Source organism: Streptomyces sp. NPDC088194 (genome assembly GCF_040702025.1).
Lineage (GTDB): Bacteria > Actinomycetota > Actinomycetes > Streptomycetales > Streptomycetaceae > Actinacidiphila.
This window is the reverse complement of the sequence record NZ_JBFBIV010000149.1, coordinates 1-13342: the sequence shown is the minus strand read 5'-3', so window position 1 is coordinate 13342 and position 13342 is coordinate 1. Positions and strand designations below refer to the sequence as shown.

Annotated in this window: 15 protein-coding genes; 12 read left to right on the top strand and 3 right to left on the bottom strand. The window is 73.1% G+C overall.

Features of this window, described 5'->3' with window-relative positions:
- Positions 1-163 precede the first annotated feature (163 nt).
- The 8 genes from hisD (at position 164) to hisF (ending at position 6247) form a co-directional block, all read left to right on the top strand.
- The gene (gene hisD / locus AB0399_RS38535) at positions 164-1471 is read left to right on the top strand and encodes a histidinol dehydrogenase (protein WP_329370474.1); all 1308 of its coding nucleotides are present in this window, start codon (positions 164-166) and stop codon (positions 1469-1471) included.
- Entirely contained in the window at positions 1468-2616 is a 1149-nt protein-coding gene (locus tag AB0399_RS38530; protein ID WP_366414450.1) for a histidinol-phosphate transaminase, read from the top strand. Before hisD ends, AB0399_RS38530 begins: the two co-directional genes overlap by 4 nt.
- Entirely contained in the window at positions 2613-3206 is a 594-nt protein-coding gene (gene hisB, locus AB0399_RS38525) for an imidazoleglycerol-phosphate dehydratase HisB (protein WP_329370479.1), read from the top strand. The genes AB0399_RS38530 and hisB overlap by 4 nt, the downstream gene beginning before the upstream one ends.
- Positions 3203-3355, top strand: a complete 153-nt coding sequence (locus AB0399_RS38520; protein ID WP_328462912.1) for a hypothetical protein — start codon at positions 3203-3205, stop codon at positions 3353-3355. The genes hisB and AB0399_RS38520 overlap by 4 nt, the downstream gene beginning before the upstream one ends.
- Positions 3356-3368: 13 nt before the next feature.
- Positions 3369-4007 (top strand): imidazole glycerol phosphate synthase subunit HisH, encoded by a 639-nt coding sequence (gene hisH / locus AB0399_RS38515; protein ID WP_329370482.1) that lies wholly within the window; start codon positions 3369-3371, stop codon positions 4005-4007.
- 232 nt (positions 4008-4239) lie between these two features.
- A complete protein-coding gene (gene priA / locus AB0399_RS38510) occupies positions 4240-4965 on the top strand; it encodes a bifunctional 1-(5-phosphoribosyl)-5-((5-phosphoribosylamino)methylideneamino)imidazole-4-carboxamide isomerase/phosphoribosylanthranilate isomerase PriA (RefSeq protein WP_328462908.1) in 726 nt (241 codons plus the stop codon).
- Between the two features lie 95 nt (positions 4966-5060).
- A complete protein-coding gene (locus AB0399_RS38505) occupies positions 5061-5495 on the top strand; it encodes a Rid family hydrolase (RefSeq protein ID WP_366414449.1) in 435 nt (144 codons plus the stop codon).
- Positions 5492-6247, top strand: coding sequence for an imidazole glycerol phosphate synthase subunit HisF (hisF, locus tag AB0399_RS38500; protein ID WP_329370485.1), 756 nt, complete (start codon positions 5492-5494; stop codon positions 6245-6247). Before AB0399_RS38505 ends, hisF begins: the two co-directional genes overlap by 4 nt.
- A 34-nt stretch (positions 6248-6281) precedes the next feature.
- On the opposite strand, the gene AB0399_RS38495 is transcribed toward hisF, so the two are convergent.
- Positions 6282-6896, bottom strand: a complete 615-nt coding sequence (locus tag AB0399_RS38495) for a class I SAM-dependent methyltransferase (protein ID WP_366414448.1) — start codon at positions 6894-6896, stop codon at positions 6282-6284.
- 126 nt (positions 6897-7022) lie between these two features.
- On the opposite strand from AB0399_RS38495, the gene AB0399_RS38490 reads away from it, so the two are divergent.
- Together AB0399_RS38490 and AB0399_RS38485 are read left to right on the top strand one after the other, a co-directional pair.
- The gene (locus AB0399_RS38490) at positions 7023-7643 is read left to right on the top strand and encodes a helix-turn-helix domain-containing protein (RefSeq protein ID WP_366414447.1); all 621 of its coding nucleotides are present in this window, start codon (positions 7023-7025) and stop codon (positions 7641-7643) included.
- A 279-nt stretch (positions 7644-7922) separates the two neighbouring features.
- Positions 7923-9215, top strand: a complete 1293-nt coding sequence (locus tag AB0399_RS38485) for an MFS transporter (protein WP_366414446.1) — start codon at positions 7923-7925, stop codon at positions 9213-9215.
- A 101-nt stretch (positions 9216-9316) separates the two neighbouring features.
- Here the strand turns inward: AB0399_RS38485 and AB0399_RS38480 are convergent, their stop codons facing one another.
- Positions 9317-9949 carry a TIGR03085 family metal-binding protein gene (locus AB0399_RS38480; protein ID WP_329370491.1) on the bottom strand — a complete coding sequence of 211 codons (633 nt, stop codon included), beginning with the start codon at positions 9947-9949 and terminating at the stop codon, positions 9317-9319.
- A gap of 109 nt (positions 9950-10058) precedes the next feature.
- Complete coding sequence (locus tag AB0399_RS38475) at positions 10059-11057, bottom strand: hypothetical protein (RefSeq protein WP_329370493.1); 999 nt, start codon at positions 11055-11057, stop codon at positions 10059-10061.
- A 126-nt stretch (positions 11058-11183) separates the two neighbouring features.
- Between AB0399_RS38475 and hisI the strand changes: the two genes are divergently transcribed.
- Both hisI and AB0399_RS38465 read left to right on the top strand, forming a co-directional pair.
- A complete protein-coding gene (hisI, locus tag AB0399_RS38470) occupies positions 11184-11534 on the top strand; it encodes a phosphoribosyl-AMP cyclohydrolase (protein WP_329370495.1) in 351 nt (116 codons plus the stop codon).
- A gap of 131 nt (positions 11535-11665) precedes the next feature.
- The gene (locus AB0399_RS38465; protein WP_329370497.1) at positions 11666-13174 is read left to right on the top strand and encodes an anthranilate synthase component I; all 1509 of its coding nucleotides are present in this window, start codon (positions 11666-11668) and stop codon (positions 13172-13174) included.
- Positions 13175-13342 lie beyond the last annotated feature (168 nt).

Below are 13342 nucleotides of genomic sequence, written 5' to 3'. Positions count from 1 at the left end.
TCGTAGTGGGCCTACTCGGACAAGCCCGACAACGAAGCGAGCGTGCGTGCCAGGCGCCACGGGCCAGGCGGGACTTCCAAAACACGGCCTAGGCGACCGTGGACCGTATCACGGAGTGGAACCGCGGAACGGGGGCGGCGAGCGGGTCTCTACACTTGGCTGCGTGATCTCCCGAATCGATCTGCGCGGTGCCGCCTTCCCCGACGGTGGCATCGACCGCGACCTGCTGCCCCGGGCCGAGTTCGACGTGGAGGCCGCGCTCGACGCCGTGCGGCCGATCTGCGAGGACGTCCGCCATCGTGGCAGCGCCGCGGTGATCGACTACGGCGAGCGGTTCGACGGAGTGCGGCCGGAGCGGCTGCGGGTGCCCGCGCAGGCCCTCGCCGACGCCCTCGCCCAGCTCGACCCCGAGGTGCGCGCCGCCTTGGAGGAGTCCATCCGCCGGGCCCGGATCGTCCACCACGACCAGCGCCGCAGCGACACCACCACGCAGGTGGTGCCCGGCGGCACCGTCACCGAGCGATGGGTGCCGGTGCAGCGGGTCGGGCTGTACGTCCCGGGTGGCCTGGCCGCGTACGCGTCCTCCGTGGTGATGAACGTGGTGCCCGCGCAGGAGGCCGGCGTCGAGGGCGTCGCGGTCTCCTCCCCGCCGCAGAAGGACACCGGACTGCCCTCGGCGCCGGTGCTCGCCGCCTGCGCCCTGCTCGGCGTCGACGAGGTCTACGCGGCCGGCGGCGCCCAGGCGATCGCCATGTTCGCCTACGGCACCGACGAGTGCCGCGCGGTCAACCTCGTCACCGGCCCCGGCAACATCTACGTGGCCGCCGCCAAGCGCCTGCTCAAGGGCCGGATCGGCATCGACGCCGAGGCCGGACCGACCGAGATCGCCATCCTCGCCGACGCCTCCGCCGACCCCGGCTTCGTGGCCGCCGACCTGATCAGCCAGGCCGAGCACGACACCCTCGCCGCCGCGGTGCTGGTCACCACCTCCGCCGAACTCGCCGCCGCCGTCGACAAGGAACTCGACGTCCAGGTCGCTGCCGCCAAGCACCGCGAGCGGATCACCGCCGCGCTCTCCGGCCGGCAGTCCGCCACGGTGCTGGTCGACACCCTGGAGCAGGGCCTGGAGGTCGTCGACGCCTACGCGGCCGAGCACCTGGAGATCCAGACCCAGGACGCCGCCGCCGTCGCCGCCCGGGTGCGCAACGCCGGCGCGGTCTTCGTCGGCCCGCACGCCCCCGTCTCGCTCGGCGACTACTGCGCCGGCTCCAACCACGTGCTGCCCACCGGCGGCTGCGCCTGCCACTCCTCGGGCCTGTCCGTGCAGTCCTTCCTGCGCGGCATCCACGTCGTGGACTACTCCCGCGAGGCGCTCGCCGAGGTCGCCCACCACGTGGTGGCGCTGGCCGGCGCCGAGGACCTGCCCGCGCACGGCTCCGCCGTCACCGTACGGTTCGGAGGCGGATCGTGACCTCCCTCGACGACCTGCCGCTGCGCGACGAACTGCGCGGCCAGTCCGCGTACGGCGCCCCGCAACTGGACGTGCCGGTGCGGCTGAACACCAACGAGAACCCCTACCCGCTGCCCGAGCCGCTGGTCGCCCGGATCGCCGAGCGCGTCGCCGAGGCCGCCCGCGGGCTCAACCGCTACCCGGACCGCGACGCGGTCGAGCTGCGCACCGAACTGGCCGGCTACCTCAGCCGCACCGCCGGCCACCAGGTCGGCACCGCCCAGGTCTGGGCCGCCAACGGCTCCAACGAGGTCATCCAGCAGCTCCTCCAGGCGTTCGGCGGGCCCGGCCGCACCGCGATCGGCTTCGAGCCGTCGTACTCCATGCACGCGCTGATCTCCCGCGGCACCGGCACCGGCTGGGTCTCCGGGCCGCGGCACGCCGACTTCACCATCGACACCGACGCCGCCCGCCGCGAGATCGCCGCGCTCCGCCCCGACGTCGTGTTCATCTGCTCTCCGAACAACCCGACCGGGACCGCGACCGACGCCGAGACCGTCCTGGCGCTGTACGACGCCGCGCAGGCCGCGAAGCCGTCGCTGGTGGTGGTGGACGAGGCGTACGGCGAGTTCTCGCACCAGCCGTCGCTGCTGCCGCTGATCGACGGCCGGCCGAACCTGGTGCTGACCCGCACCATGTCCAAGGCGTTCGGCGCGGCGGGCCTGCGGCTGGGCTACCTGGCGGCCGACCCGGCCGTGGTGGAGGCCGTCCAGCTGGTGCGACTGCCGTACCACCTGTCGTCGGTCACCCAGGCCACCGCGCTCGCCGCGCTGGAGTACACCGACACGCTGCTCGGCTACGTCGAGCAGCTCAAGGTCGAACGCGACCGGCTGGTCGGCGAGTTGCGCGCGATCGGCTACCAGGTCACCGACTCGGACGCGAACTTCGTCCAGTTCGGCCGGTTCGCCGACAGCCACGCCGCCTGGCAGGCCGTCCTCGACCACGGCGTCCTCATCCGCGACAACGGCGTCCCCGGCTGGCTGCGGGTCTCGACCGGCACCCCCAGCGAGAACAGCGCGTTCCTGGACGCGGCGAAGGCCGTGTTCACGACGCACAGCACCGAGCACAGCGGCGGCGACAGCCGCACCGACAAGGAGTCCGCATGACCCGCGTGGGCCGCGTGGAGCGCACCACCAAGGAGACGTCCACCGTCGTCGAGATCGACCTCGACGGCACCGGGCAGGTCTCCGTCTCGACCGGCGTGGGTTTCTACGACCACATGCTCGACCAGCTCGGCCGGCACGGCCTGTTCGACCTCACCGTGAAGACCGAGGGCGACCTGCACATCGACACGCACCACACGATCGAGGACACCGCGCTCGCGCTGGGCGCCGCGTTCAAGCAGGCGCTCGGCGACAAGGTCGGCATCTACCGGTTCGGCAACTGCACGGTGCCGCTGGACGAGTCGCTCGCCCAGGTCACCGTCGACCTGTCCGGCCGCCCCTACCTGGTGCACACCGAGCCCGAGCACATGGCGCCGATGATCGGCTCCTACGACACCACGATGACCCGGCACATCCTGGAGTCCTTCGTCGCCCAGGCACAGGTCGCCCTGCACGTCCACGTGCCCTACGGGCGCAACGCGCACCACATCGTGGAGTGCCAGTTCAAGGCGCTGGCCCGGGCCCTGCGCTACGCCAGCGAGCGCGATCCGCGCGCCGCGGGCATCCTGCCGTCGACGAAGGGCGCGCTATGAACAAGGGGTCATCCCTCTTCATCCTGCTGGGGCTGTTCCTGGCCGGCGGGGTCTACTCGTTCTGGAAGCAGAAGCAGTCCAGGAGCCTGATCACGCTGCTCGCGGTCGGTTCGGTGATGGCGCTCGTCACCGGGCTGCTCCAACTGTGAAGGGGGCGCGGCCATGACGAGCAAGAGCGTCGTCGTCCTCGACTACGGGTTCGGCAACGTGCGGTCCGCCGAGCGGGCGCTGGCCCGGGTCGGCGCCGAGGTGGAGATCACCGCGGACTACCGCAAGGCGATGGACGCCGACGGGCTGCTGGTGCCGGGCGTCGGTGCCTTCGACGCCTGTATGGAGGGCATCAGGAAGGTCCGCGGCGACTGGATCGTGGGTCGCCGGCTGGCGGGCGGGCGCCCGGTGCTGGGCATCTGCGTGGGCATGCAGGTGCTCTTCAGCCGCGGCATCGAGCACGGCGTGGAGAGCGAGGGGCTGGACGAGTGGCCCGGCACCGTCGCCCCGCTGCGCGCGCCGGTCGTCCCGCACATGGGCTGGAACACCGTCAAGGCCCCGCAGGACTCGCGGCAGTTCGCCGGCCTCGACGAGGACGCCCGGTTCTACTTCGTGCACTCCTACGCGGTGCGCGAGTGGGAGATGCCGCCCTCGACCAGCGCCATCCGCTCGCCCAAGGTCGCCTGGACCACGCACGGCGAGCCGTTCGTGGCCGCGGTGGAGAACGGCGCGCTGTGGGCCACCCAGTTCCACCCGGAGAAGTCCGGCGACGCGGGCGCGCGGCTGCTGGAGAACTGGCTCGACACGCTCTGACGCCCGCGGCCGGCGCCGCAGGTGTCGCCGGCACTCCGGCCGGGCGCGCGTCCGGCCGGCTGACGTTCCGCTCGACCACCTGCCGCCGATGGGCCGGCGGACCGGCCGATCCACCGGCCGACCGACCGCTCGACGGTCCGGCCGGCTGCCGGACCACCGGCTCACCGACCGACCGTATGACCGTACGACCGACCGCCCCGCATCCGACCGATCCCCCGAGGACCGCATTCCGATGAGCACGCTCGAACTCCTCCCCGCCGTCGACGTCCGCGACGGCCAGGCCGTCCGCCTGGTGCACGGCGAGTCCGGCTCGGAGACCTCCTACGGCGACCCGCTCGCCGCGGCGCTGGCCTGGCAGCAGGCGGGCGCGGAGTGGCTGCATCTGGTCGACCTCGACGCGGCGTTCGGCACCGGCGACAACCGCGACCTGATCGCCGGGGTGGCCCGCACCATGGACATCAAGGTCGAGCTGTCCGGCGGCATCCGCGACGACGACAGCCTCGCGGCGGCGCTGGCCACCGGCTGCACCCGGGTCAACCTCGGCACGGCCGCGCTGGAGAGCCCGGAGTGGGTGGCCAAGGTGATCGCCGAGTACGGCGACCGGATCGCGGTCGGCCTGGACGTGCGCGGCACCACGCTGCGCGGCCGCGGCTGGACCCGTGACGGCGGCGACCTGTACGAAACGCTGGCCCGGCTGGACTCCGAGGGCTGCGCGCGGTACGTCGTGACCGACATCGCGAAGGACGGCACCCTCCAGGGCCCCAACCTGGAGCTGCTGGAGAACGTGTGCGCGGCCACCGACAAGCCCGTGGTCGCCTCCGGCGGCGTCTCCAGCCTCGACGACCTGCGGGCGATCGCCACGCTCGTCCCGAAGGGCGTGGAAGGCGCGATCGTCGGGAAGGCGCTCTACGCGGAGGCGTTCACGCTTCAAGAAGCCCTGGAGGCTGTTTCCCGATGACCGAGTCCCCGGAAGTCCCGGAATCCCCGGAATCCCCGGAATCCCCGGAATCCCCGGAAACCCAGGATTCCCCGGAGTCCGCGCGATCCCCGCAGGTGCACCGTGTCCGCTCGGACGACAGTTCCTGGGAGGAGGCGATCGGCTCCTCCCGCGTGGTCGCGGCGGGTGACCGGGTCATCGTGGCCGGGATCATGCCCGCACCCGCCAGCGGCACCGTCCCCGGCGACGCCGAGCCGTACGACCAGACGGTCAGCGCCTTCCGCAGCGCGCTTTCCGCGCTGGAGCCGTTCGGCCTGGACGCCGGCAGCGTGATCCGGACCCGGATGTACCTCAGCCACGCGCGGGACGCCGACGAGGTCGGCCGGGCGCATCTCGAGGTGTTCGGGGCGGTGCGGCCGGCCGCCACGATGGTCGTGGTGGCGGGGTTCGCGGACTCCCGGGTGCTGGTCGAGGTGGAGATCGAGGCGTACCGCGGCGACGCGCGGGGCGGGCCCGTGGAGCCCGGCGAACGAGAAGAGGGCGGCGCATGAGCCTCGCGGTCCGAGTCATCCCCTGCCTGGACGTGGACGCCGGGCGGGTGGTCAAGGGCGTCAACTTCCAGAACCTGCGCGACGCCGGCGATCCGGTCGAGATGGCGAAGCTGTACGACGCCGAGGGCGCCGACGAGTTGACCTTCCTCGACATCACCGCGTCCTCCGGGGACCGGGAGACCACCTACGACGTGGTGCGCCGCACCGCCGAGCAGGTCTTCATCCCGCTCACCGTCGGTGGCGGGGTGCGCAGCGCCGACGACGTGGACAAGCTGCTGCGGGCCGGTGCGGACAAGGTGGGCGTGAACACCGCGGCGATCGCCCGCCCCGAGCTGATCCGGGAGATCGCCGAGCGGTTCGGCCGCCAGGTGCTGGTGCTCTCGGTCGACGCCCGGCGCACCCCGACCGGCTCGTTCGAGGTCACCACGCACGGCGGGCGGCGCGGCACCGGCATCGACGCGGTGGAGTGGGCGGAGCGCGCGGCCGACCTCGGGGCCGGCGAGATCCTGCTCAACTCGATGGACGCGGACGGCACCAAGGACGGCTACGACACCGAGATGATCGCGGCGGTGCGGGCCCGCGTGACCGTGCCGGTGATCGCCTCCGGCGGCGCCGGCCGGGTCGCCGACTTCCCGCCGGCGGTGGCCGCGGGCGCGGACGCGGTGCTGGCCGCGTCCGTCTTCCACTTCGGCGACCTGCGGATCGGCGAGGTCAAGTCGGCGCTGAGGGAAGCGGGCCACCCGGTCCGCTGAGGCCGCCGGGCCGTTGGCCGCCCCGGCTCCGCGGTCACAGCGCCGTGCCGGTACGGGTGCCGACGAGCACCGCGAAGTCGGGCGCGAGCGGGATCTCGACCGTGTGCAGGGCGGGGTGCTCCAGCCAGTGCAGGCGGGCGGTGTCCGGGCGGCCCTGGAAGGTGGGGGGCTGCCCGGCGGAGGGCGTGAAGTCGTCGACGACGAGCAGGCCGCCGGGCGTGAGGAGGGCCGCCGGGTCGGCCGCCGCGCCGCCCGCGTCCTTGCCCTGGCCGCCGCCGTCGAGGACGAGCAGGTCGAACGGCCCGTGCGCGGCTATCTCCGTCCACTGGGCGCACACCACGTGGACGTCGGGCGCGTACGGGGCGAAGAGCTTGGCGGCGGCCTCGGCCCGTACGGGGTCGCGCTCGACGCTGACCGCGGTGGCGCCGGTGCGCATCCCCGAGACGAGCCAGGCCAGCCCCACCCCGCAGCCGGTCCCGGTCTCGCCGATCCGCCGCGCGCCGGCGGCCAACGCGTGCAGCAGCCGCCCCTGTTCGGGCCGGCAGGAGTAGGGGAAGTCGAGCTGCTGGGCGGTCTGTGCCGCGCGTTCGACCAGGGGCGGAAGGCCGGCGGGGTCGGCGAGGTGGGCACGGGTGCCGTGGAGAGACATGGCTGCCATCCTGCCGGGGGCGTGGCGCGGACGCGGGAAGTCCGGGGAATCGGCGCGCGGAGATAGGAAAGAGAAGTTGCGCAAATAGTGTTGCGCAACTTTTCTTTCCTATCTACGGTAGGGAGGGTGGCAGACGAACAGGCAGCTCCGGCTCATGAACCGCGCAATCGCGCACCGCGCATCACCGACCTGGAAGCGCTGAAGGTGTTCACCCACCCGTTGCGCATCCGGATCTACCGCGCGCTGTTCACCAGCGGCGAGGCCACCGCCTCGCGGCTGGCCGACCAGGTCGACGAGGCGGTGTCGCTGGTCAGCTACCACCTGCGCAAGCTCGCCGCGCACGGCTTCATCGTCGAGGCGCCCGGACACGACGGCGACGGCCGCGAGCGCTGGTGGAAGCTCTCCTCCGACCGCGGCTTCAACTTCCGCAACTCCGACTTCGACGACCAGCCCGAGGGCGTCGCCGTCCTCAGCCAGGTCACCCGGCAACTCCTGGCCACCCGCGCGGAGCGGTACGAGCAGTACCTGGACGAACTGCCCGCGTGGTCCAAGGAGTGGACGGAGGCGGCCTTCTCCAACGAGTTCATGCCGCGGCTGACGGCCGCCGAACTCCAGGAGATGGCCGACGAGATCGGCGCCCTCATGTGGCGCTGGGCCGATCGCGGCAAGGCCGCGGAGGAGGCCGGCGACACCGAGGGCCGTGAGCACGTCTCGGTCCACATGTACGGCTTCCCGCACCGCGGGTAGCGCCGAGGACGGTCGGCGCCCAGGTCCGCCGACAGGGCCCCAGGCGGGGGTTGAGACCGTCCGCCCCTGCCCGGCGCCGCCCACCGACAACCGATCCACCCCACACCCCACCCGGCGCGCATCTCGCGCGACAGCCCGCCGGTAAGGCCCGCACGCCCTGATGCCTGCCCCTTACCGAGTCCGCGGGTAAGGCCCGCATGCCCTGACAGCGCACCTTACGTACGACGTCGTCCCGCCATGCGCAGCGTCCCACCCGCCCACCAGGAAGGCCCATCCGCCATGATCGGCACCGCGCACGCCTCCCCGGCGCCCACCCGTACGACCGCAGCCCACCGCGACCCGAACGTGCTGCGCTGGCTGACCGCGTACACCGCCTCCCTGCTCGGCGACAGCGTCTACTTCCTCGCCCTCGGCTTCGCCGCCGCGAAGGTGGCACCGGCCGCGGAGGTGGGCCTGGTGATGGCCGTCGGCGCCGTACCGCGCGCCCTGCTCATGCTCGGCGGGGGAGTGGTGGCCGACCGCTTCGGGCCGCGCCTGGTGGTGATCAGCAGCGACGCGGTGCGCTGCGTGCTGATCCTCACCGCCGCCGCGGTGCTCGCGCTGACCACGCCCGGCCTGTGGCTGCTGGTGGCCGTCGCCCTCGCCTTCGGCGTCGTGGACGCGCTGTTCATGCCCGCGGTCGGCGCGCTGCCGCCACGGCTCGTCGCCCGCGACCAGCTCGTCCGGCTCCAGGGGATGCGCGCGCTCGCCGTGCGCGCCGGCGACATCGCCGGGCCGCCGCTGGGCGGGCTCGCCATGGGCCTCGGCGGCGCGAGCACCGCGTTCGCCGTGGCCGGCGGCATGTTCGCGCTGTCCGTTCCGCTCCTGCTCACCATCCGCATCGGCGAGTTGAAGCGGGACCGCGACCCCGCATCCGCGGGCGCTCCCGAGCCCGAGGACGGCCGACCCGCGGACGGCGAGCCCGTCGACGGCACCGCCTGGGACGAACTGCGCGACGGGCTGCGCTACATACGCCGGCACCGGCTGGTCGGCCCGCTCGTGCTGTCCGGCGCCATCAGCGAGTTCGGGCTCGTCGGCCCGCTCAACATCGGCATGGTGCTGCTCACCCGGCAACGCGGCTGGGGCTCCGGCGGATACGGCTGGATCATCGCCGCGTTCGGGGCCGGCGCGGCCGCCAGCGCGCTGCTGATGGCCGTACGCGGCAGGTTCCGCAGGGCCGGTGTCGTGCAGATCGTCACGCTCTTCGGCGGTTCCGCGACGATCGGGCTGATCGGCGTGGCCCCCGTCCTCGGCGTCGCCGTCGCGCTCGCCCTGCTCGCCGGGCTCATCTGCGGGGTCTGCGGCGGCCTCGCCGTCGCGATGATCCAGTCCGCGTCCGACCCCGCCTACCTCGGCCGTGTCACCTCCGTCATGAGCCTCACCGGCTTCGGCATCGCGCCCCTCGTCTACCCCCTCTTCGGCGCCGCCGTCGCCTCCTTCGGCCCCACCCCGGTCTTCCTCACGGCCGGCGCGGTGAGCATGCTCGGCGGCGCCGTCGGCCTGGCCTCCCCGGCGGTGCGCTCCGCGAAGTGAGCCGCACCACCCCAGGGGCGCGGGGAACGGCGCGACAAGCCACCGCGGACCGCAAGGTCCCTCGACTCACGGGACCGGGCAGCCCGGGGGGTCCAGCGCGGCTACACCCCTAGATTCGCTTCGTGGGCCTTCGCGACCGCGTCCTCCGGGCCGTCCGTCTCGACCTTCGCCGCGGCCTGGCGGCCGAACACGAACATCGCCAGCTCGGCCGGCTCCCCGGTCACGGTGACGACCGGCGTGCCCTTGTGCGCGACGGCGGTCCGCCCGTCCGGGCAGCGCAGCACCAGCCCGACCGGGCTGCGCCGCCCGAGCAGCCGGGCGGCCCGCTCCAGCCGCGCCCAGAGCGCGTCCCCGAAGACGGGGTCGATCGTGCGCGGGGTCCAGTCCGCCGCCGCACGCCGTACGTCCTCGGTGTGGACGTAGAACTCCAGGGTGTTCGACGCCTCGTCCACCTGCTTGAGGGAGAAGGGCGACAGCCGCGGTGGGCCGGTCCTGATCAGCTGGACGAGCTCGGCGAAGGGCTTCGCCGCGTACTCGTTGCGGACCCGCTCCAGGCGGTCGGCGAGCCGCGGCACCACCATCCCCACGGCCGCGTCGCCCCGGCGTTCCCGCACCACGACGTGGGCGGCGAGGTCCTTGGTGGTCCAGCCCGCGCAGAGCGTCGGGGCGTCGGGCCCCGAACGCTCCAGCAGGTCGGCGAGGAGCAGACGTTCACGCTGCGCATGGGTCGTCATACCGCAAGGCTAACCATCCGGCGGCCGAAAACATCCGCTTCCGGCCGCCGGATCATCTCAAGTCGTGCGAACGGGTGCGCCGCTCCCGCGCCGCCGCACCCGTCGCCGGTCAGAGCTTGCTGTACAGCTTGGTGTGGTTCGACCCGTTGTTGCGGGTCAGCGAGCAGGTGACGGTCTTCTTGCCCTGCAGCTCGTACGTGATGAGCTTCGGGAACAGCGCGTACGGGTAGTACTCCCGGCCGTCGTGCGGCAGATGCTTGCGCGCGTCGGACTGGCACAGCGACAGCGCCTTGCTCTGGATCTCCGCGTCGGTGGAGAAGGTGCCGCTGAGCGTCTCGTTCGCGACGACCTGCGCGTCGTGCGCGGAACTGCACGAGCGCTTCGTCACCTCCGAGACCGTCGACGTCAGGGACGGAGCGTCGAAGCAGACTCCCGGCTTCAGCGAGACGTACGGCACCAGCTTCTCGTCCGGCGAGGACGGGTCGGTGGGCAGGCCGGTGTCGTCGCCGGTGGGCAGGTCCGTCGGGAGGTCCAGCGTCGGGTCGTCCGTCGGGAGGTCCGTCGGCAGCGTGAAGCTGGGCGTGGGCAGCCCGGTCGGCAGACCGCTGATGCTGACGCTGTGGGTCGGCTTGTCGTCGGCGTTCTTCTTCTTGTCGCCGCCGCTGCTGGCCACCGCGACCCCGCCGACGATCGCGCCGATCACCACGACCGCGCCGACCGCGAGCCACACGTTGCGCTTGGTGTTGTTCGGCGGCGGGGGCGGCTGGTAGCCGAAGCCCTGCGGGTCGCCGGGGTAGCCGTAGCCGGCCGGCGGCATCGGCGCGCCGGGCTGCCCGGGCGGGCCGTACCCGCCCTGCTGGCCCTGCTGCGGGTAGCCGTACGGCTGCTGCCCGTCGGGCTGTTGGGGGTAGCCGTACGGCTGCTGGCCGTCGGGCTGCTGCGGATATCCGTACGACTGGCCGCCGCCGGGTTGTTGGGGAGCACCGTAGCCGCCTTCACCCGGTGGGGGAGGAGGCGGTGGCGGGCCGAAACCCTGCGGCGGCCCAAAACCGCCGCCCTGGTCGGGAGGCGGCGGGGGACCATCTGGCGGCGGCGGAGGAAAACCCATGGCGAAAGGATGCCCCATACGGGTGACACGGGGCGAGCGGCTACCGTATAACGGACAATCGCCTTGCGGCGTTTGCCAGTCAATGCGGCTTTTCTCGTTGCGGCGAATCGGCGGCAGAATGGTCGTATGCCGTCGTCCTCGCTCGACCCCGCGATCACCGCGCGCCTGAAGCGCAACCCCGATGGGCTGGTTCCGGCCATCGCCCAGCAGTACGACACCGGTGAGGTGCTGATGCTCGGGTGGATGGACGCGGAGGCGCTCCACCGCACCCTCACGACCGGCCGCTGCACCTACTGGAGCCGCAGCCGCCACGAGTACTGGGTCAAGGGCGACACCTCCGGCCACGTCCAGCACGTCAAGTCCGTCGCCCTCGACTGCGACGGCGACACGATCCTCGTCCGCGTCGACCAGGTCGGCGCGGCCTGCCACACCGGCGACCGCACCTGCTTCGATGCGGATGTCCTGCTGGAGGGCTAGCGGACCCTGGCTGCCGTGTTCTGTCGGTTCAGGGAGGAGCGCAACCCGCCACCGGCCGCAAGGTCCGGGAGGGACCGGGCCGGGCCGCCCGGGCGGACAGGGGCACCCGGGTGCGGATACTCTCTGCGGCCATGGACCTCGCTACGTTCCGCAAGCTCGCCGTCGACCGTCGCGTCATTCCGGTCAGCAGGCGATTGCTCGCGGACGGCGACACCCCGGTCGGCCTGTACAGAAAACTCGCGGGCGAGCGCGTCGGCACCTTCCTGCTGGAATCCGCGGAGGACAGCAAAGCCTGGTCCCGCTACAGCTTCGTCGGGGTCCGCTCGGCCGCGACGCTGACCGCGCGCGACGGGCAGGCGCACTGGCTCGGCACCCCGCCGGTGGGCGTCCCGGTGGACGGCGACCCGCTGGCCGCGCTGCGGGCCACCGTGGAGGCCCTGCACACCCCGCGCGACCTGGTCGAGGGCATGCCCCCGTTCACCGGCGGCATGGTCGGCTACCTCGGCTACGACATCGTCAGGCGCCTGGAGCGGATCGGCGAGCACGGGAGCGACCAACTCCGGCTGCCCGAACTGACGATGCTGCTCACCTCGGACATGGCCGTGCTGGACCACTGGGACGGCAGCGTGCTGCTGATCGCCAACGCGATCAACCACAACGACGAGGACACCGGCGTGGACGAGGCGTACGCCGACGCGGTGGCACGGCTGGACGCGATGCAGGCGGACCTGGGCCGCCCGGTCGAGCACCCGCCGGTCGCGCTGCCGCCCTCGGAGCTGCCGGAGTACACCACCCGGTGGGGCGGCCAGGACTTCCGGGACGCGGTGGAGGACGTCAAGGAGCGGATCAGGGCCGGCGAGGCGTTCCAGGTGGTGCCCTCGCAGCGGTTCGAGACCCCGTGCACGGCGAGCGCGCTGGACGTCTACCGGGTGCTGCGGGCCACCAACCCGAGCCCGTACATGTACCTGTTGCGTTTCCCGGGCGAGGACGGGGGCGCGGAGGGCGGTTTCGACGTGGTCGGCTCCAGCCCCGAGGCGCTGGTCAAGGTCGAGGACGGGCACGCCATGGTGCACCCGATCGCGGGCACCCGGCCGCGCGGCGCCACCCCGCAGGCCGACGCGGCGCTCGCCGAGGAACTGCTCGCCGACCCCAAGGAGCGGGCCGAGCACCTGATGCTGGTCGACCTCGGCCGCAACGACCTCGGCCGGGTCTGCGAACCCGGCAGCGTCGAGGTGGTCGACTTCATGTCGGTCGAGCGCTATTCGCACGTGATGCACATCGTCTCGACCGTCACCGGCCGCGTCGCGCCCGGCCGTACCGCCTTCGACGTGCTCACCGCCTGCTTCCCGGCGGGCACCCTCTCCGGCGCTCCCAAGCCCCGCGCGATGCAGATCATCGAGGAACTGGAGCCCGCCAGGCGGGGGTTGTACGGGGGCTGCGTCGGCTATCTCGACTTCGCCGGCGACTCCGACACCGCGATCGCCATCCGTACGGCGCTGCTCCGCGACGGCACCGCCTACGTCCAGGCCGGCGCGGGCATCGTCGCCGACTCCGACCCGGTCGCCGAGGACACGGAGTGCCGCAACAAGGCCGCCGCCGTCCTGCGGGCCGTGGGCACCGCCAACACGCTGTCGGGGTGACCGGACCCCCCGGGGTGCCTTGTTCCGCCGGTCGAGGGAGCACCTGCCGGTGGGGGCGGGGGTCCCTCCCAGGCGAAGCCCTGGGGGAGCGCAGCGCCCCGGGGCGCGGGGTTCCTGCGGCGCGTCGGCGGGAGGGCCGCGCCCCCCCGGGGGGCGGGGGCCCGGGCC